Here is an 18,676-nt window from a genome sequence, read left to right on the forward strand (position 1 = left end):
AGAAAGAAGGAGTGAATATGAGATACAGAGAGAATAGAGGGGAATCGGCTGCAGAATTCAGCGTGCATAAAACAGTGGAAAAGGCGGTCTATGTCGTACGCCTCCACCGCCTGCTGCTGGAGCGGCTGCTGAATAAGACGGGAGTCTACAGAAGCCAGCATCAGATCCTTATGGATATCGCCCGTTTTCCGGAAGCTTCCCAAAAGGATATCGCCATGCGCCACCACGTCTCAACGGCCACAATTGCAGTTCCTTAAAGAAACTGGAAAAAGGCGGGTATATTATAAGAGAGGCGGATAAAGCAGACAACCGTTTCAACAATATCTACATGACAGAAAAGGGACGCGCAGTGATTGAGAAGAGCAACATTGTGTTCCAGAAGGTGGAAGAGGCTATTTTCGCCGGCTTTTCACAGGAAGAGGTTGAGCTGTTTGCAGCCTGCCTGGAACGGATGCAGAACAATCTGCTGAATGCCGTCTCTCAGACAGAAAGAGAGGAGTGATATTATGAAACGATATGGAAAATACGTAAGGCCTTATATGAGTGCATTCATTCTTGGGCCGATTCTCATGCTTACGGAAGTATTCGGCGAGATCATGCTTCCTAAGCTGATGTCGATGATCATCAATAACGGAGTCACGGAAAAGGATGTCGGATACATCATACGGATCGGAATTGTCATGGCCCTTGTCGCCGTCGTTATGGCTGCAGGAGGAATTGGCGGAGCCTATTTTTCGGCAAAGGCATCGATCTGCTTTACAAGCGACCTGAGAAATGACCTCTTTGCCAAAGTGCAGAACTTTTCATTTAAAAATATTGATGACTTCAGTACAGGTTCCTTGATCACCAGGCTGACGAACGACATTCAGCAGGTGCAAAACGTCATCATGCTGGCGCTGCGCCTGATGATGAGGGCGCCGGGAATGCTGGTGGGAGCGCTGATTATGGCATTTTTAATGAATGCGAAACTGGCTATGGTAATCCTGGTGGTAATCCCTGTGCTGAGTCTTGTGATCGGCCTGATTTTAAAGACCGCGTTTCCAAGATTCCAGGTTATGCAGAAAAAACTGGATAAACTGAATTCCGGTATTCAGGAGGCGTTTACCAACGTCCGTGTAATCAAATCATTCGTAAGGGAAGATTACGAGGAAGAGAAGTTTAAGGAGAATAATACAGATTTAAAGGAAACGAGCCTGAAAGCCATGAAAATCGTTATCGTCACGATGCCGGTCATGATGGTGGCCATGAACGTAACCACACTGGCTGTCGTCTGGTACGGAGGAAATATTATCATAGCAGGAGATATGCAGGTGGGGGATCTTACAGCATTTACCACATACATCGTGCAGATTCTCATGTCCCTGATGATGCTTTCCATGGTATTCCTTCAGAGTTCCCGTGCCATGGCATCGGAAAAGCGTATCCGCGAAGTGATGGAAACGGAAATCGATCTGACGGACGATACGGCGGAACAAAAGGATGCAGTTGTATCAGAGGGAAGAGTGGAATTTTGTGATGTGAGCTTCTCTTATGAAAAGGAAGACAATGAGAAAGTTCTGGAACATATTACTTTTACGGCGGAGCCGGGAGAGACGATCGGAATTATCGGAGCCACAGGCAGCGGAAAAACGAGTATGGTACAGCTGATTCCAAGGCTTTACGACGCTGCAGAGGGACAGGTGCTGGTCGACGGCATCGATGTGAAGGATTATTCCCTGGACAATTTAAGAAGCGGAGTTGGAATGGTGCTTCAGAAAAATGTCCTGTTCTCCGGTACGATTGAAGAGAATCTCAAGTGGGGGGATGAAGGCGCTTCTATGGAGGAAGTAAGAAAAATGGCGGACAGCGCTCAGGCAGACGGCTTTGTTTCCTCTTTTCCGGACGGGTATGAAACGGAAATGGGTCAAGGCGGTGTCAACGTATCCGGCGGCCAGAAGCAGAGGCTCTGTATTGCCAGAGCTCTCTTGAAAAAGCCAAAAATTCTCATTCTGGACGACAGCACCAGCGCTGTGGACACGGCTACAGAGGCGAAAATCCGCGAGTGTTTCCAGACAGGGCTGAAAGATACGACAAAATTTATCATTGCCCAGAGAATCGGTTCTGTAGAAGGGGCCGACAAAATTATTCTGCTGGACGACGGTAGGATTCTGGCGATGGGAACTCATAAAGAATTGATGGAAACGTGTGAAGCCTACCAGGAGATTTATTATTCACAGAGAGACAGAGAGAAACAGGAGGTGGGCGCATGAGTATGAAAAATCAGAATCAGCTTACCTTGCAGCCGGGCACTTCAGAACGTGCTGCGAGCCTGAGAAAACGATACGGCGGCCGTGCAGCGGAGGCGCCCAAACGCCGCGGACCGGGGCACGGGCCGGGAGCCAGAATGGCGGCCGGAGGCGGAAAGCCCAAGGATATGGGGAAAACCATAAAAAGACTTCTTTCCTATATGGAGGAATACCATTTGAAAATGGTCATGGCATTTCTGTTTGTCATTGTCAACACCGTTGCTATGCTGGCAGGTTCCTATATGCTTCGTCCGATTATAAACAGATATATCGCTCCGACGGACGGGAGTCGGGGAAATGCGGCAGGACTGGCGGGAGCACTGGCTGTGCTGGCAGTAATCTATGCGGCAGGCGTTGCGGCAAACTACCTGCAGGCCAGGATTATGCTGACAATCGCTCAGGAAGCTCTTCAGAAAATCCGCGAAGACCTGTTTACAAAGATGCAGAGCCTGCCGGTCCGATTCTATGATACGAACAGCAACGGCGATCTGATGAGCCGGTTTACGAACGACGTGGATACGATCGGACAAATGCTGAGCAATACGCTGATCCAGCTGTTTTCTGGGGCTCTGAGTATCGTGGGAACATTGTTTCTTATGGTGTATACGAATATCTGGCTGGCGGTCATTACAGTTGTCATGATCCCTCTTATGATGAAAGCCGGGGGATATGTGGCAGGAAGAAGCCAGAAGTATTTCAGTGCCCAGCAGGCATCGCTGGGGGCTGTGAACGGATACATTGAAGAAATGGTGGCAGGACAGAAGGTCGTCAAGGTGTTCTGCCATGAGAAGACGGCGGAAGAAGATTTCGGTATTTTAAACGAGGACTAAAACAAAATCAGATAAGGGCACAGTTCTTCGGCGGAATTATGGGGCCGGTCATGGGAAATTTAAGCCAGGTAAACTATGCGCTTACTGCATGTATCGGAGGCGTACTGTGCGTATTAAAGGGATTTGACGTGGGCGGACTGACGGTATTTCTGAATTTTTCCAGGCAGTTTTCAAGGCCGATCAACGAGATTTCTATGCAGGTAGGCAATGTATTTTCCGCGCTGGCAGGCGCAGAACGCGTTTTTGCAGTCATGGATGAAGAGCCGGAGCCTGTGGACGGGCCGGAATCGGTGGAACTCCATCCGATGATAGGCCATGTAGTGCTGGACGACGTTACGTTTGGATATGTTCCGGAGAAGACGATTCTGAAGCATGTGAGCCTCTATGCAAAGCCTGGTCAGAAGATCGCGTTTGTCGGTTCTACAGGAGCAGGAAAGACGACGATCACTAATCTGATCAACCGTTTTTATGATATTCAGTCGGGAAGTATCCGTATTGACGGCGTGGATATCCGCAGCATTAAGAGGAATAACCTGAGAGAGAACATCGCTATGGTCCTTCAGGACACCCACCTGTTTACAGGGACGGTAATGGAAAATATCCGGTACGGAAGGCTGGACGCTACGGATGAAGAGGTGATAGAGGCGGCGAAAACAGCATCGGCCCATTCCTTTATTAAACGTCTGCCTCACGGCTATGACACGATGCTGGAGGGCGACGGGGCCAACCTGAGCCAGGGTCAGAGACAGCTATTAAATATAGCGAGAGCAGCCATATCGAAGGCGCCTGTGCTGATTCTGGATGAAGCTACCAGCTCCGTGGATACGAGAACAGAAAAGCATATCGAGCGGGGAATGGATCGCCTGATGGCCGACAGGACCACCTTTGTCATCGCCCACAGGCTGTCTACAGTGCGCAACGCCAATGCGATTATGGTCCTGGAAAACGGAGAAATCATCGAACGAGGAAGCCACGATGATCTGATTGCAGCGAAAGGTAGATATTATGAGCTTTATACCGGATTAAGCGAACTGGACTAAGCGGACTGGATTCGGCGAAAGAAATCGGATTACGGACAGAAAAGGAGCGGATAGTAGATGAGTTATGATTTAATGGTATTTGACAGGTCAAAAGCGCCTGAGACAAAGGAAGAATTTATGAAATGGTTTGAAAAACAGACGGAATGGGCGGAGGATCACGGATATGACGATATCCGCACAGCTTCTCCGGACCTCCGGGACTGGTTCATGGAAATGATTAAGAATTTCCCTCCGATGAACGGGGAATTCGCACCGGAAGATGAGGCGCTGGAAGACAATCCGGAGCTGGAAATGCATCTGACCGATTACACCATCGGCCGCAGCGTGATCTATGCCGCTTTTGCGTGGAGCGTGGAAAAACAGGCGCGCGACGTAGCAAAAAAACTGGCAATGGTATATGACGTGGGATTTTATGACGTCAGCGGCGGAGGAAAAATTGACTGATCAGAAGTCGGATTATGACATTCTTTGCGGGAAATCCTTGCGGCAGCCCTTTTTCTATGATATGATATGCGCGAAAACGGATATCATATCATGCGCATACCGGTTTCTGCGTTCACCGCAGAAAGCCGGGCGCTAAGTTCCGCCGGAGGCTCATAAGCGCGGCAAGGAGAAAGGTCTGTGTGTCAGCACGGCCTTTTTGCCGTGAACAGAAATGTCTGCTGACGCAGACTCATGGCTGCCATCCGGGACTTTCATCAAAATGTGCGAGGATTCCCCCACCTCTACAAGTGGATGGATGAATCGCCAAAGGCAAGTTTAACGGCAGTGGTGGGCATATATCCCCCACTGACATGAGGTCAAAACATATCCGGCACCGGATAAAAGGCAGCAAAACTGCCGTGTCATCTTGAGCGATATATGGGCTCAAAATGTGGACTGAAATAAAGTAAAATACAGATAAGGATAAATGTCATGGAACAGTATTTGATTGTATGCCCGCTAATCTTTCTGGCCGGCCTTGTAGATTCGATTGCAGGAGGCGGAGGACTGATTTCTCTTCCAGCCTATTTGATTGCAGGAGTTCCGCCTCATTCCGCGCTGGCCACGAATAAGATGGGATCGACGATGGGAACGGTTGTTTCCACAACGCGGTTTATCAGAAACGGATATGTGGATTTTAAAGTGGCCATCCCCGCTGCCGTCGCTTCCGTGATCGGGGCATTTCTGGGAGTTAAGATCACGCTCCGCATGGACGAATCGGTCGTCCGCCACATGATGCTGATTATTCTTCCGATCGTGGCCATCTATGTTTTGAGAAATAAAAATATGGGTGACAATGAAAGAACAGGAACGCTGACGCAGGGAAAGAAGACTGCCGTAACGATCGCCGTAGCATTGGCTCTCGGAATTTACGACGGATTTTACGGCCCTGGAACGGGAACGTTTCTTATTCTCCTGTTGACGGGAGCAGCCAGAATGGATATCAAGAGCGCTTCCGGCGTTACGAAAGTTCTGAACCTGTCGTCAAACGTGTCGGCATTGATCACGTTCATTTTCAGCGGAAAAGTCTATTTTTCTCTTGGCCTTGCAGCGGGATTATTCTGTATTGCCGGCCATTATATCGGATCAGGAATGGTTATGGCAGGTGGAAAGAAGGTCGTAAGGCCAATTATCCTGCTTGTCCTTATCATCTTATTTATAAAAGTAATCAGCGAACTGATAGCGAAATAGCCGCTACATGGATTCGATAAAAGAAAAAATATTAAAGAGAAATCATAGAGGAATAATGAAGAAAGGCAGGAAAGCCATATGAAATGGAAGAAATTCACACTGAATACAACCACGGCAGCCGTGGATTTTATCAGCAGCATGTTCGATGAAATCGGCATTGAGGGAATTGAAATTGAGGATAATGTACCTCTGACCGAATCGGAAACGAAGGGGATGTTTATTGATATCCTCCCGGAGCTGCCGCCGGACGACGGAAGGGCCAGGGTCAGTTTTTATCTGGAGGATTTAACTGATCTGGAACGGATTTTAGGCGCAATTGAAGACGGTCTGGATGAGATCAGCCAGTTTGTAGACGTGGGAGAACGGACGATTACTACATCTGAGACAGAGGATAAAGACTGGATCAATAACTGGAAACAGTATTTTAAACCGTTTACAGTGGACGACATCCTGATTAAGCCGACATGGGAAGAAATTCCGGAAACGGATAAAGATAAGCTTTTGATACAGATTGATCCGGGAACGGCATTCGGTACGGGTCAGCATGAAACGACGCAGCTGTGCATCCGCCAGCTGAAAAAATACGTGACTCCAGGCTGCAGCGTGCTGGACGTGGGCACCGGAAGCGGAATTCTCGGAATTACGGCGTTAAAACTGGGAGCAGGAAGCGTATTCGGCACGGATCTGGATGAAAATGCGATTACGGCCGTAGGAGAAAATATGGAAGCCAATGATATCGACGAGGAACATTTTACCGTTGTACAGGGCAATATCATCGATGACAGAACGATACAGGACGCAGCAGGCTATGAACGATATGATATTGCAGTTGCAAACATACTTGCTGATGTGATCATCATGCTCCAGAAGGAGATCCCGGTTCATATAAAAAAAGACGGGATATTTATCACTTCCGGCATTATCAATATGAAGGAAGAAGCTGTCAGAGAGGCGTTTGCAGCCAATGATGGGTTTGAGATCGTGGAAGTGACATACCAGGGAGAATGGGTGTCTGTTACGGCCAGAAAGAAGTAAGAGCTTTCCGTGCAGATTTGCAGGGATGGGTAAGGAGGAAGACGTGTTCCATTTTTTTGTGACTCCGGACAAGATCGGAGATAATGAAATCACGATTACCGGGCCGGATGTCAACCATATGAAAAATGTACTCCGCATGAAAGCGGGAGAAAAGATTCGGGTCAGCGACAGTGAAGACATGGATTATCTCTGCGAGGTAAAAGAGCTCGGTGACGATTATGTCTCTGCTGCCATACTCTCCGCAGAACGGGGCAAAACGGAGCTGAAGACGAAGCTGTATTTATTTCAGGGCCTGCCCAAAGGCGACAAAATGGAGCTGATTATTCAGAAAGCCGTGGAGCTTGGAGTATGGGAGGTGATTCCCGTATTCACGAAAAGAACGGTCGTAAAGCTGGATAAAAAGAAGGAAGAAGCGAAAGTGAAACGGTGGAATACCATTGCAGAAAGCGCTGCGAAACAGTCTGGCCGCGTTGTGGTCCCGAGGGTGACGCATGTTATGAGCCTGAAAGAGGCTTTCTCATACGCCGAAGAGTTTGACAGAAATCTGATCCCATATGAACATGCGGAAAATATGGCTGAGACGAGAGAATTAATCGGCGGGATCCGCACAGGCATGAAGGCGGGGATTTTTATCGGCCCGGAAGGTGGTTTTGAAGACTCGGAAATTGAGGCTGCCTTGAAGAAAGGGATTTGCCCTATTACGCTTGGAAAGAGGATACTGAGGACGGAGACGGCAGGTATGGCGGTGCTGTCCATACTGATGTTTTCACTGGAGGATTAAGGGATTGATACAGGATGGAGGAAATCATGGAAGTATATTTTGACAACTCGGCGACGACCAGAGCTCTCGATGAAGTAGCGGAGCTGGTGGTGAAGATGATGACGGAAGAGTATGGAAATCCTTCAGCCAGACATCTGATGGGCATGCGGGCGGAACAGGCCGTAAAACAGGCAGCAGAGGATATAGCTGGTACACTGAAGGTTAAAGATAAAGAAATTCTCTTTACGTCAGGAGGCTCTGAGTCCAACAACATGGCGCTGATCGGTACGGCTTTGGCCAACCGGAGGGCCGGAAACCACATTATCGCTTCCTGCATTGAACATCCTTCCATATATAATACACTCAGTTATCTGGAAGAGCTGGGATTCGATGTGACATATCTGAAAGTAGACGGCAGGGGCCATGTAGACATGGATATGCTGAAAAATGCCGTCCGTCCCGACACGATACTGGTGTCTGTCATGTATGTCAACAATGAGATCGGGGCTGTGGAGCCGGTTGAGGAAATCAGCCGTATGATTCACGCCGTCAACCCGGGGATTATATTCCACGTAGACGGAATCCAGGCCTACGGAAAATTTGTAATCCATCCGAAAAAACAGGGGATTCAGCTGATGTCGGCCAGCAGCCATAAGTTCCATGGACCAAAGGGAGTGGGATTTTTATACATTGATGAAAAAGTAAAGATCAAACCGCTGATCTACGGTGGAGGCCAGCAGAAAAACCTGCGCTCAGGTACCGAAAATGTGCCGGGAATCGCTGGGATGGCTCTGGCTGCGAAAGAAGCGTACAGAGATTTCAGAGAAAAAGAAGATTACTTATATGGGCTCAAGGATTACATGCTGACCAGGATGGAAGAGATTCCGGGCACATATCCCAACAGCTACAGAGGAAGAGATAGCGCTCCTCAGATCGTCAGCATGAGCTTTGAAGGAGTCAGAAGTGAAGTGCTCCTTCACGCGCTGGAAGACAGGGGAATCTATGTATCGTCCGGCTCCGCCTGTTCATCGAATCATCCGGATGTGAGCGGAACCCTGAAGGGAATCGGCGTGCGCCGCGAACTTCTGGACGCCACGCTGCGGTTCAGCTTCGGCAGATTCAGCACGAAGGAAGAAATAGATTATTGTATCGACGCACTGAAGGAACTCCTTCCTGTGCTGCGCCGTTATCAGAGAGGATAAAGAATATGGTATACAAATCATTTTTAATAAAATATGCGGAAATCGGAACAAAGGGAAAAAACAGATATCTGTTTGAAGATGCACTCGTTAAGCAGATCCGCCATGCCCTGAAAGAGGTGGACGGGGTGTTTAAGGTGACAAAGGAATCAGGCCGTATCTATGCAGAGGCAGAAAGCGAATACGATTACGACGATGTGATTTCAGCCTTAAAGCGGGTATTTGGAATCGTCTGGATCTGTCCTATGGTGCAGATTGAAAATAAGGATTATGAGAACCTGAAAAAAGAAGTGGTATCCTATATGGATGAAGTCTACCCGGATAAGAATCTCACATTTAAGGTATATGCGAGAAGAGGAGACAAGCAGTATCCTCATACATCGGAGCAGATCAACCGTGATATGGGGGAAGTGATCTTAAATGCATTTCCGGAAATCCGCGTGGACGTCCATCACCCGGATGTGCTGCTGAGCGTAGAAGTCCGTTCCAAGATTAATATCTATTCTCTGATGATTCCCGGTGCAGGCGGAATGCCGATCGGAACAAACGGCAAGGCGATGCTCCTGCTTTCCGGCGGAATCGACAGCCCGGTAGCAGGATATATGATCGCAAAGAGGGGCGTTAAAATCGAGGCGACTTATTTCCATGCTCCGCCCTATACGAGTGAACGGGCAAAGCAGAAAGTGGTAGACCTGGCTAAACTGGTCGCAAGATATGCGGGACCGATCGCCCTCCACATTGTAAATTTTACCGATATCCAGCTTTACATCTATGACAAATGCCCTCATGAAGAACTGACGATCATCATGCGCCGCTATATGATGAAGATCGCTGAACGGATTGCGAAAGAAAACGGCTGTATCGGGCTGATCACAGGCGAGAGCATTGGCAGGTGGCATCTCAGACGCTCCAGTCTCTTGAAGTGACGAACGAAGTCTGCACACTGCCGGTTTACCGTCCTCTGATCGGATTTGACAAACAGGAAATTATCGACGTATCGGAAAAAATCGAGACGTATGAGACATCCGTACTCCCATATGAGGACTGCTGTACGATATTCGTCGCAAAGCACCCTGTCACAAAGCCGAATATCAACGTGATCAAGAAGTCGGAGATGAAGCTGGAAGAGAAGATCGACGAACTGATGGAAACAGCAGTTCAGACAGCAGAGTCCGTTATTTGCAGCTGATTCATATCGTAAGAGGCCGCAGATCCGAGAACCGCCCTGCCGTGGATACCAGATTCCGTTCCGAGGCAGTGGCCAAGTCACTCCATCTGGTATCCACGGCAGGGCTTTTGGCCTCTCCGCTTAGTAAATGACTGCGGGGGATAACGTGATGTGGGATACGATAAAGAGGACGTGCAGCTGTATTCGTATTGGTACAGGTGCAGCTTTTTTGAAGAGAGAGCGCCCCGCCTTGTGCGTAATCCTGCGCAACAGCTTCCCCCTGTGCGTCCATAGCGTTGCTTTTTGTTGTGGGTGATGTTAAAGGAGAAGAGAGCATTGCAGTGATACCAGATGGAGTGACTTGGCCACCGCCTGGAACGGAATCTGGTATCACTGCAATGCGGACTAAGCCTTTACAGTTCTTTCAACAAAAAAAGAAGCGCTTCCAAGCGCTTCTTCTGTCCCGCATTTAATACTTATTTAATGATGTATGGGGATAAAATGCTGATGATTTCATCAACATTACTTTCTGCATGGATATTCAGGTCGATTGGCTTGGACAGGTCAAGGCTGAAGATGCCCATGATAGATTTTGCATCGATTACGTATCTTCCTGACACTAAGTCGAAATCAACATCAAATTTGGTCAAATCGTTTACAAAGGATTTAACTTTATCAATGGAATTTAAAGAAATGCGAACTGTTTTCATGTGAAATAACCTCCTTATGTACGGTTTTATTATTGAACCGTTTTCATAAGTCAATACTATAAAAAGATGAGACAAAAGTCAATAGAAATTGGAAAGAAAAGAGGACAGGAGAGGAAAAATGAGAAAAGCTGCCCTTCATAATCTGGGATGCAAAGTAAATTCTTACGAGACAGAAGCCATGCAGCAGATGCTGGAAGCTGCCGGCTATGAAATCGTTCCCTTTGCTCCTGGCGCAGATGTTTATATCATAAATACGTGTTCTGTAACGAATATCGCCGACAGGAAATCGCGCCAGATGCTGCATAAGGCGAAAAAAATGAATCCTTCTGCCGTTGTCGTTGCAGCCGGCTGCTATGTGCAGGCCGCAGGAGAGAAAATAGCAAAAGATGAAGCGGTCGATATCGTGATCGGCAACAACAAAAAGACAGATCTGATCGAAATTCTGGAAAATCATTTCAGGGAAAACGAAATCTGTCAGGAAACGCCTGAAATGGAAGAATCATATATCATTGATATTGCACAGACTCATGATTATGAGGACATGCATATCGAAAAGACTGCCGGCCATACGAGAGCATTTATTAAAGTGCAGGACGGTTGCAACCAGTTCTGCAGCTACTGCATCATCCCCTACACGAGGGGGCGGGTCAGAAGCCGGAGTATGCAATCGGTTGAAAAAGAAGTAAGAGCACTTGCAGAGCGTGGATATAAGGAAATCGTATTGACGGGGATTCACCTCAGCTCTTACGGCGTGGACTTTCCAGAAGAAGAGCGTACAACACTTCTGGAACTGATTGTACGGCTTCATGAGATCGAAGGTCTGGAACGAATCCGTCTGGGGTCTCTGGAGCCCAGAATTGTAACAAGGGAATTTGCAGGCGCTCTGGCCGGAATGAATAAGATTTGTCCACATTTTCACTTGTCCCTGCAGAGCGGCTGTGACGAGACGTTGAAACGGATGAACCGCCGGTATACGACGGAGGAATATCTGGAAGGCTGCCGCATACTGAGAGAGGCTTTCGACAGACCGGCCATTACCACGGATGTGATCGTAGGATTTCCGGGAGAGACCGAAGAAGAATTCAGAACGACAGAAGCGTTTTTAAGAAAAGCCGGTTTCTATGAGATGCATGTGTTTAAGTACAGCAGGCGGAAGGGGACGAAGGCCGACCGTATGGAAGGCCAGCTGACGGAAGCTGTCAAGGCGGAGAGAAGTGACAGGCTGCTCAAACTGGAAAAAGAAATGTCAAAATCCTATCGTGAGAGTTTTCTTGATAAAAATGTGGAAATACTATTGGAAGAGAAAGCGGAAATTGATGGAAAGCCGTATCTGACAGGCTATACAAAGGAGTATGTCAAGGGCGCCGTACCATATGAAGAAGGCAGGAAAGGCGGGTTTGCCAATGGAAAAGGAGCCGCCATGCTGAATGATGAAATCATGCTTCTTTCTGAAGAATCAGAATTTTAAAAATATTCCTCTTTACGAATGAATGTTTTTGGTTTAGAATGATATAGAACAGTTAAAGGACGTGAATAAGATGGGCGAAATTCGAAATACACAATATTTTCAGGCAGTACAGGAAAACAAAATGGATGTAAGTCAGATTCTGGAACAGGTTTACGTGGCGCTGACGGAAAAGGGATACAATCCGATCAACCAGATCGTAGGCTATATTATGTCCGGCGATCCGACTTATATTACAAGCCATAAGAATGCGAGAAGCCTGATTATGAAGGCAGAGCGTGATGAGATATTAGAAGAGCTGATGGCTGTATACATTGATGCAAAATTAAAGAAATAACTGTACGCATACGTGAGGGCTGCCATTTTCCGTCAGTGGAGGTGGGAGTCCCTAATTAAATTGTGCAGATTTTCATTCCTGCATGAAAAATGAAGAAGGTTTGGTAAATAATAGTATGAGAATAATGGGACTGGACTACGGCTCAAGAACGGTGGGAGTCGCTGTAAGCGATGCGCTTGGAATTACTGCACAGGGAGTTGAGACAATCACCAGGGAAGAAGAGAATAAGCTTCGCAAGACTCTGCGCAGAATTGAAGAACTGGCCGTTCAGTATGAAGTGGACCGCATCGTGCTGGGTCTTCCTAAGAATATGAACAATTCCATGGGAGAGCGTGTAGAGCGATGCCAAGAGTTTAAAGAGATGATTGAAAGAAGGACGAGTCTGCCCGTCATATTCTGGGATGAACGCCTGACAACTGTTGCGGCAGAACGGATTCTTATAGAGAGCGGAGTTCGCCGGGAAAATAGAAAAGAAGTGATCGACAAGGTAGCCGCAGTGCTGATTTTGCAGGGATACCTGGATTCATTACAGGAGAACGGAACATGTTAGAAGAGAAAAAGATTACGATGACAACCGACGATGGAGAAAATGTGGATTTCTATATTCTGGAAGAGACCAGAATCAATGGAATGAATTATATACTCGTTACAGACAGCGGAGAAGATGACGGAGACTGTTACATTCTCAAGGACCTTTCTGAGGCTGAGGATGCGCAGGCAGTGTTTGAATTCGTGGAAAATGATGATGAATTAGACTATTTATATCGGATATTCACAGAACTTCTGGGGGATTCCGATGTGGAAATAGAAAAGCAGTAAGACCTGGAGGGAAGGTATGAACGAGGAGTACGTAAAAAATCTGTTGAGAAACAAAGGGCTGAAGGTGACATCCCAGCGTCTGCTTGTGCTGGAAGTAATGGCAGGACACCCTGGAGAACATCTGACGACAGAGGAGATTTACGATTTAGTCCGCATTTCCTGCCCTGAGATAGGCCTTGCTACGATTTACAGGACCGTTCAGATCCTGTCAGACCTGCATTTGATTGATAAAGTAAGCTTTGATGACGGAATTGCTAGATATGAGCTGGGAGATGAGGGCTCTGATATGAGACACCACCACCACCATGTCATCTGCCTGAAATGCAAAAGTGTGAGTTCCTTTGAGGACGATTTACTGGAACAGCTGGAAGATGCGTTAAAAGACAGAATGGGCTTTGAGGTTGTGGATCATGAAGTAAAATTATACGGTTATTGCAGCAAATGCAGGAATAAAACGGAAATAGACAAAGAATAACTATGGAGGTATCAGATTGAAGAAACAGAAACAGGACAACAGTGATGCAAAAGTAAAAATCATTCCATTAGGAGGTCTGGAACAGATTGGAATGAACATCACGGCATTTGAGTACGAGGACAGCATTATTGTCGTAGACTGCGGTCTGGCATTCCCGACCGACGATATGCTGGGAATCGATTTAGTAATTCCGGACGTAACCTACTTAAAACAGAATTTGAGCAAGGTCAAGGGATTCGTAATTACTCATGGACATGAGGACCATATCGGCGCGCTTCCTTACATCCTGCAGCAGGTAAACGTGCCTGTTTACGGAACGAAGCTGACGATTGGATTAATCAATAATAAATTAAAAGAGCACAATCTGCTGAAGAATACGAAGAGAAAGGTAGTTAAGCACGGACAGTCCATTAATCTGGGATGCTTCCGGATCGAATTTGTAAAGACAAACCACAGTATCGCAGATGCTTCCGCCCTTGCGATCTTTACACCGGCGGGGATCATTCTCCATACAGGTGACTTTAAGATCGATTATACACCTGTATTCGGTGAGCCTGCAGACCTTCAGAGATTTGCGGAGCTGGGCAAGAAGGGCGTACTCGCGCTTATGTGCGACAGCACCAACGCGATCCGTCCTGGATTTACCATGTCGGAGAGAACCGTTGGTAAGACATTCGATACGATATTTAACGATCATAAGGACAGGCGTATTCTGGTGGCAACCTTCGCCTCCAACGTGGACCGTGTCCAGCAGATCATCAATTCGGCATATAAATACGGCAGAAAGGTAGTCGTAGAAGGACGAAGCATGGTCAATGTTATCGGCACGGCCAGCGAACTCGGATATATCAATATTCCGGACAAGACCCTGATTGAAATCGAACAGCTTAAGAATTATAAGGACGAGCAGACCGTTCTGATCACGACGGGAAGCCAGGGAGAAGCTATGGCGGCTCTGTCCCGTATGGCAGCAGGCCTTCACAAGAAGGTGACGATTAAGCCAGGCGACGTGGTGGTTTTAAGCTCGACACCGATTCCTGGAAATGAAAAGGCCGTTTCCAAGGTAATCAACGAGCTTTCCATGAAGGGGGCGGAAGTTATTTTCCAGGATACTCATGTATCCGGCCATGCCTGCCAGGAAGAGATTAAGCTGTTATATTCCCTGATTCATCCAAAGTACGCGATTCCTGTCCACGGAGAATACCGCCATCTGATGGCTCAGAAGGGCCTGGCGGAATCTATGGGAATTCCAAAGGAAAACATCATTATCATGTCTTCCGGAGACGTGGTGGAAATCGGTCAGGACTCCTGTGAGACCGTAGGCCGAGTGCCGGCCGGCGGAATTCTGGTAGACGGACTCGGAGTCGGAGATGTTGGAAATATTGTGCTGAGAGACAGACAGAATCTGGCCCAGAACGGTATTATCATTATTGTGCTTACGCTGGAAAAATACAGCGGTCAGCTGCTTGCAGGTCCGGATATCGTATCAAGAGGATTCGTATATGTACGCGAATCAGAAGATCTCATGGACGAGGCACGACACGTCGTAATCAATGCAGTAGAAGACTGTCTCCAGCATCATGTCAATGACTGGGGCAAGATCAAGAACATTGTCCGCGACAGTTTAAGCGATTATCTGTGGAAGAAGATGAAGAGAAATCCGATGATCCTTCCGATTATCATGGAAGTTTGAGAAAAAGCGCAATAAAAAATCCTCATGGAGATCTGGCAGCCGCCGGAGCACCATGAGGATTTTTACGGTTTTACGATGATAAGTCTTCTGAATATAAAACTCCCGATATACGGAGAAAGCCCGGCTGGTGCGGCCGGGCAACGAATATGATGAAATACTGTTTGGCTTGTGGATCAGCAGTTTGATATAAAGAAATAGACGAGTTTTAGATAATCATCGTAATTAGGAGTATCGAGGGTAAGCCTCAGATAATTTTTGTTTTCTTTATGCTGCTTTCTCAAATCCTGCTGAATATCATATTGCTTATTGATATTTTTTTTAGTACCGTCCCGGCACACCAGATATACCGCATCTGTACAACTGTCTGCCGCACGCAGGAAGGCATTCATGTGAAAGATACTGAGTTTAATCATAGCACACCTCCGGTTTTTCAAACTGCAGCAGACTCTGGCAGCTGCAGTCCGCGTGATATAAGCGGTTGACATCTTCTTTATATATATCATTATAGTGCATTGTTTTTGAAGAATATATATAATTTCTGCCCATTTATATCACAATCCTGCCAGACATAGGGCGGAGCGGCTGGCCGAAAGCGGATGGAGCAGCTGGACTGGACGTGAATTAACTGGGGAAAAATGGTTCCATATTTTGAAATAAGTTGATTAAATGGAAGAAAATCGTTATAATCTATACAGCGTACCTGAATTTCCCAGAATTAATCAGGGAAAGATAGAAAGATAGATAGAGACTACGAATCAGAAGGAATTACTATGAGCCATAGAAGAGAAGAAAGCAGGGCGGCAGGTCTCCTGGGATTTGCCGGAAAAATCATTGTTTATGCGGTTATCGGATTCATGCTGTTTGAAGGCGTAACAAAGGGATATGCCTTCGGCCATGAAATATTCTGTCCTACGGCTGTTGCCGCGGAACCAGGAACGGAGAGGAATGTGACGGTGGGCGAGGGGACGACAGAATCCCAGGCTGCCAAAATCCTGAAGGATAACGGCCTGATCAGAAATGAGGCAGTATTTATTATTCAGGCAAAATTATACGAATATACCATACATCCGGGAACGTATGTCCTTAATACGTCCATGACTTCCAGGGAGATGCTGGAGATTTTAAATGAAGTGCCGGATGAGGACGGGGAGAAAAAGGAAACAGGTTCATGATAGTAAATGACAGAATTACTGAATATATTCATTCTCTTGACAGAGGTAACGGGGAGCTGTGCGATTCCATAGAAAAAGAGGCTTTGAAAGGGCGCGTGCCGATCATCAGGAAGGAGACGGCAGCCCTTTTAAAGACGTTGATTGCTGCGAAAAGACCCCACGAGATCCTGGAGGTAGGAACAGCCGTGGGATATTCGGCGCTTTTAATGAGCCGTGTTATGCCTGCAAAATGCCATATTACTACGATTGAAAAATATGAACCGCGGATTCCCGTAGCGAAAGAAAATTTCCGAAAGGCGGGAATGGAAGACAGGATTACCCTGCTGGAGGGAGATGCAGAAGGACATTTAAAGCAGCTTTCCGACGAAAAGCGGGTCTACGACTTTATTTTTATGGATGCAGCCAAGGGACAGTATCTGCACTGGTTGCCCATGATTCTTTCCATGCTTCCGGAAGGCGGAATGCTATTTTCCGATAATGTGTTTCAGGATGGGGATATTGTGGAATCGCGGTATGCAGTGGAGCGAAGGGACAGGACCATACACAGGAGAATGAGGGAATACCTGTATGTGCTGACCCATCATGAACAGCTGGAGACGTCATTGATTCCCATAGGAGACGGGACGGCAGTCAGCGTCAAGGTACAGAAAAATTTATAAAACATAACTGTTCAGGGCGAAGGAACCCCTGATGTCTCTTGAAACGGCCGCAGGTTATGCCAAGAAGATACGCGGGACGGAACAGTTATAAGAGAATGAGAGGAATATACATGAGAGATACAGAATTACTGATTCCGGCAGGAAGCCTGGAGGTGCTGAAGGTAGCCGTTCTTTACGGAGCGGACGCTGTATACCTGGGCGGAGAGGCATTCGGCCTGAGAGCGAAGGCGAGGAATTTTACGAATGAAGAGATAGTGGAAGGCATAGCCTTTGCCCATGAACACGGAGTAAAGGTTTATATTACAGCGAATATACTGGCCCACAACGATGATCTTCCGGGAGTGGAATCGTATTTTAAAGAACTGAAGGAAATTAAGCCGGACGGTCTTATTATTTCAGATCCGGGCGTGTTTGCCATTGCCAGAAAAGTGGTGCCCGAAATTGAAATCCATATCAGCACCCAGGCTAATAACACGAATTACGGAACGTACCTCTTCTGGGAGCAGCAGGGGGCGAAGAGAGTCGTATCTGCCCGTGAGCTGTCACTGGCGGAGATTAAGGAAATACGTGAACGGATTCCGGATGACCTTCAGATCGAGAGCTTCATTCACGGAGCCATGTGCATTTCCTATTCCGGACGCTGCCTGCTGAGCAACTTCTTTACGGGCCGCGACGCCAACCAGGGGGCATGCACCCATCCGTGCCGCTGGAAATATGCGGTTGTGGAAGAGACGAGGCCGGGAGAATATATGCCTGTATATGAAAATGAAAGAGGAACGTATATTTTCAACTCCAAAGACCTCTGTATGATCGAACACATCCCGGAGATGATTGAAACGGGAATTGACAGCTTTAAGATTGAAGGGCGTATGAAGACGGCGCTTTACGTAGCTACGGTGGCGAGAGCATACAGAATGGCGATTGATGCCTATAAACGCAGCCCGGAAGAATACAGGTCAAACCTGGAGTGGTATAAAGAAGAGATTGGCAAATGTACCAACAGGGAATTTACCACAGGTTTTTATTTTGGAAAGCCGCTGGAAGATTCCCAGATCTATGACAACAATACGTATGTTACAAACTATACGTATCTCGGAACGGCAGGAAGAATAAATGATCAGGGCCTCTGCAGGTTGGAACAGAAAAACAAGTTTTCCGTCGGGGAAACAGTGGAAATCATGAAGCCGTCGGGAGAGAATATTCAGGCGGCCGTAGAAGCTATTTTCGATGAAGAGGGAAATCCTCAGCAAAGCGCGCCTCATGCGCGCCAGATCATCGATGTGAAACTGAGCACAGTTCCGGAACCATTTGATATTCTCAGGAGAAAAGAACTTTTATAAGTATTCAGGAATGAA

At 47.2% G+C, this 18,676-nt stretch carries 19 protein-coding genes and 2 pseudogenes; 19 read left to right on the plus strand and 2 right to left on the minus strand.

All coding sequences use genetic code 11. The annotated features are described in order from the left end of the window. Positions 1-17 precede the first annotated feature (17 nt). The 10 genes and pseudogenes from DXA13_RS21995 (at position 18) to thiI (ending at position 10,012) form a co-directional block, all read left to right on the plus strand. The gene (locus tag DXA13_RS21995; RefSeq protein WP_243009173.1) at positions 18-257 is read left to right on the plus strand and encodes a helix-turn-helix domain-containing protein; all 240 of its coding nucleotides are present in this window, start codon (positions 18-20) and stop codon (positions 255-257) included. A gap of 92 nt (positions 258-349) precedes the next feature. After that, the gene (locus DXA13_RS22000; RefSeq protein ID WP_243009174.1) at positions 350-502 is read left to right on the plus strand and encodes a hypothetical protein; all 153 of its coding nucleotides are present in this window, start codon (positions 350-352) and stop codon (positions 500-502) included. A gap of 4 nt (positions 503-506) precedes the next feature. Beyond that, positions 507-2,249 carry an ABC transporter ATP-binding protein gene (locus tag DXA13_RS15595; protein WP_118245784.1) on the plus strand — a complete coding sequence of 581 codons (1,743 nt, stop codon included), beginning with the start codon at positions 507-509 and terminating at the stop codon, positions 2,247-2,249. 134 nt (positions 2,250-2,383) lie between these two features. Beyond that, positions 2,384-4,155, plus strand: a pseudogene (locus tag DXA13_RS15600) (ABC transporter ATP-binding protein). Between the two features lie 57 nt (positions 4,156-4,212). After that, positions 4,213-4,599 (plus strand): hypothetical protein, encoded by a 387-nt coding sequence (locus DXA13_RS15605; protein WP_118245786.1) that lies wholly within the window; start codon positions 4,213-4,215, stop codon positions 4,597-4,599. A gap of 471 nt (positions 4,600-5,070) precedes the next feature. Continuing rightward, positions 5,071-5,829 (plus strand): TSUP family transporter, encoded by a 759-nt coding sequence (locus tag DXA13_RS15610; RefSeq protein ID WP_118245788.1) that lies wholly within the window; start codon positions 5,071-5,073, stop codon positions 5,827-5,829. Positions 5,830-5,907: 78 nt separating this feature from the next. Further along, positions 5,908-6,864: a 50S ribosomal protein L11 methyltransferase gene (gene prmA, locus DXA13_RS15615; protein WP_118245789.1), complete on the plus strand. Its 957-nt coding sequence runs from the start codon at positions 5,908-5,910 to the stop codon at positions 6,862-6,864. Positions 6,865-6,907: 43 nt separating this feature from the next. Then, positions 6,908-7,645: a 16S rRNA (uracil(1498)-N(3))-methyltransferase gene (locus DXA13_RS15620; RefSeq protein WP_118245857.1), complete on the plus strand. Its 738-nt coding sequence runs from the start codon at positions 6,908-6,910 to the stop codon at positions 7,643-7,645. Positions 7,646-7,671: 26 nt separating this feature from the next. Further along, the gene (locus tag DXA13_RS15625; RefSeq protein WP_118245859.1) at positions 7,672-8,826 is read left to right on the plus strand and encodes a cysteine desulfurase family protein; all 1,155 of its coding nucleotides are present in this window, start codon (positions 7,672-7,674) and stop codon (positions 8,824-8,826) included. Between the two features lie 5 nt (positions 8,827-8,831). Continuing rightward, positions 8,832-10,012: pseudogene (thiI, locus tag DXA13_RS15630) on the plus strand (tRNA uracil 4-sulfurtransferase ThiI). Between the two features lie 455 nt (positions 10,013-10,467). On the opposite strand, the gene DXA13_RS15635 reads toward thiI, so the two are convergent. Beyond that, positions 10,468-10,701 (minus strand): HPr family phosphocarrier protein, encoded by a 234-nt coding sequence (locus tag DXA13_RS15635; RefSeq protein ID WP_118245791.1) that lies wholly within the window; start codon positions 10,699-10,701, stop codon positions 10,468-10,470. A 118-nt stretch (positions 10,702-10,819) separates the two neighbouring features. Here DXA13_RS15635 and mtaB point away from each other — a divergent pair, with 118 nt between their 5' ends. The 6 genes from mtaB (at position 10,820) to DXA13_RS15665 (ending at position 15,490) form a co-directional block, all read left to right on the plus strand. Further along, positions 10,820-12,169 (plus strand): tRNA (N(6)-L-threonylcarbamoyladenosine(37)-C(2))-methylthiotransferase MtaB, encoded by a 1,350-nt coding sequence (gene mtaB / locus DXA13_RS15640; protein ID WP_118245793.1) that lies wholly within the window; start codon positions 10,820-10,822, stop codon positions 12,167-12,169. Positions 12,170-12,239: 70 nt separating this feature from the next. Then, a complete protein-coding gene (locus tag DXA13_RS15645) occupies positions 12,240-12,503 on the plus strand; it encodes an IreB family regulatory phosphoprotein (protein ID WP_118245795.1) in 264 nt (87 codons plus the stop codon). A gap of 115 nt (positions 12,504-12,618) precedes the next feature. Continuing rightward, positions 12,619-13,053, plus strand: a complete 435-nt coding sequence (gene ruvX / locus DXA13_RS15650; RefSeq protein ID WP_118245797.1) for a Holliday junction resolvase RuvX — start codon at positions 12,619-12,621, stop codon at positions 13,051-13,053. Continuing rightward, positions 13,047-13,322 (plus strand): DUF1292 domain-containing protein, encoded by a 276-nt coding sequence (locus DXA13_RS15655; RefSeq protein WP_118245798.1) that lies wholly within the window; start codon positions 13,047-13,049, stop codon positions 13,320-13,322. The genes ruvX and DXA13_RS15655 overlap by 7 nt, the downstream gene beginning before the upstream one ends. Positions 13,323-13,338: 16 nt before the next feature. After that, positions 13,339-13,797: a Fur family transcriptional regulator gene (locus DXA13_RS15660; RefSeq protein ID WP_118245800.1), complete on the plus strand. Its 459-nt coding sequence runs from the start codon at positions 13,339-13,341 to the stop codon at positions 13,795-13,797. Positions 13,798-13,813: 16 nt separating this feature from the next. After that, the gene (locus DXA13_RS15665; protein ID WP_118245802.1) at positions 13,814-15,490 is read left to right on the plus strand and encodes a ribonuclease J; all 1,677 of its coding nucleotides are present in this window, start codon (positions 13,814-13,816) and stop codon (positions 15,488-15,490) included. Between the two features lie 173 nt (positions 15,491-15,663). Here the strand turns inward: DXA13_RS15665 and DXA13_RS15670 are convergent, their stop codons facing one another. Continuing rightward, complete coding sequence (locus tag DXA13_RS15670; protein ID WP_118245804.1) at positions 15,664-15,903, minus strand: ribonuclease HII; 240 nt, start codon at positions 15,901-15,903, stop codon at positions 15,664-15,666. Between the two features lie 357 nt (positions 15,904-16,260). Here DXA13_RS15670 and DXA13_RS15675 point away from each other — a divergent pair, with 357 nt between their 5' ends. The 3 genes from DXA13_RS15675 (at position 16,261) to DXA13_RS15685 (ending at position 18,661) form a co-directional block, all read left to right on the plus strand. Continuing rightward, complete coding sequence (locus DXA13_RS15675) at positions 16,261-16,662, plus strand: endolytic transglycosylase MltG (RefSeq protein ID WP_118245806.1); 402 nt, start codon at positions 16,261-16,263, stop codon at positions 16,660-16,662. Further along, positions 16,659-17,321: an O-methyltransferase gene (locus DXA13_RS15680; RefSeq protein ID WP_118245808.1), complete on the plus strand. Its 663-nt coding sequence runs from the start codon at positions 16,659-16,661 to the stop codon at positions 17,319-17,321. The genes DXA13_RS15675 and DXA13_RS15680 overlap by 4 nt, the downstream gene beginning before the upstream one ends. 110 nt (positions 17,322-17,431) lie before the next feature. Beyond that, positions 17,432-18,661 (plus strand): U32 family peptidase, encoded by a 1,230-nt coding sequence (locus tag DXA13_RS15685; RefSeq protein WP_118245810.1) that lies wholly within the window; start codon positions 17,432-17,434, stop codon positions 18,659-18,661. Positions 18,662-18,676: the final 15 nt, after the last annotated feature.

Source organism: Clostridium sp. AM58-1XD (assembly GCF_003464085.1).
Lineage (GTDB): Bacteria > Bacillota > Clostridia > Lachnospirales > Lachnospiraceae > Lachnoclostridium_A.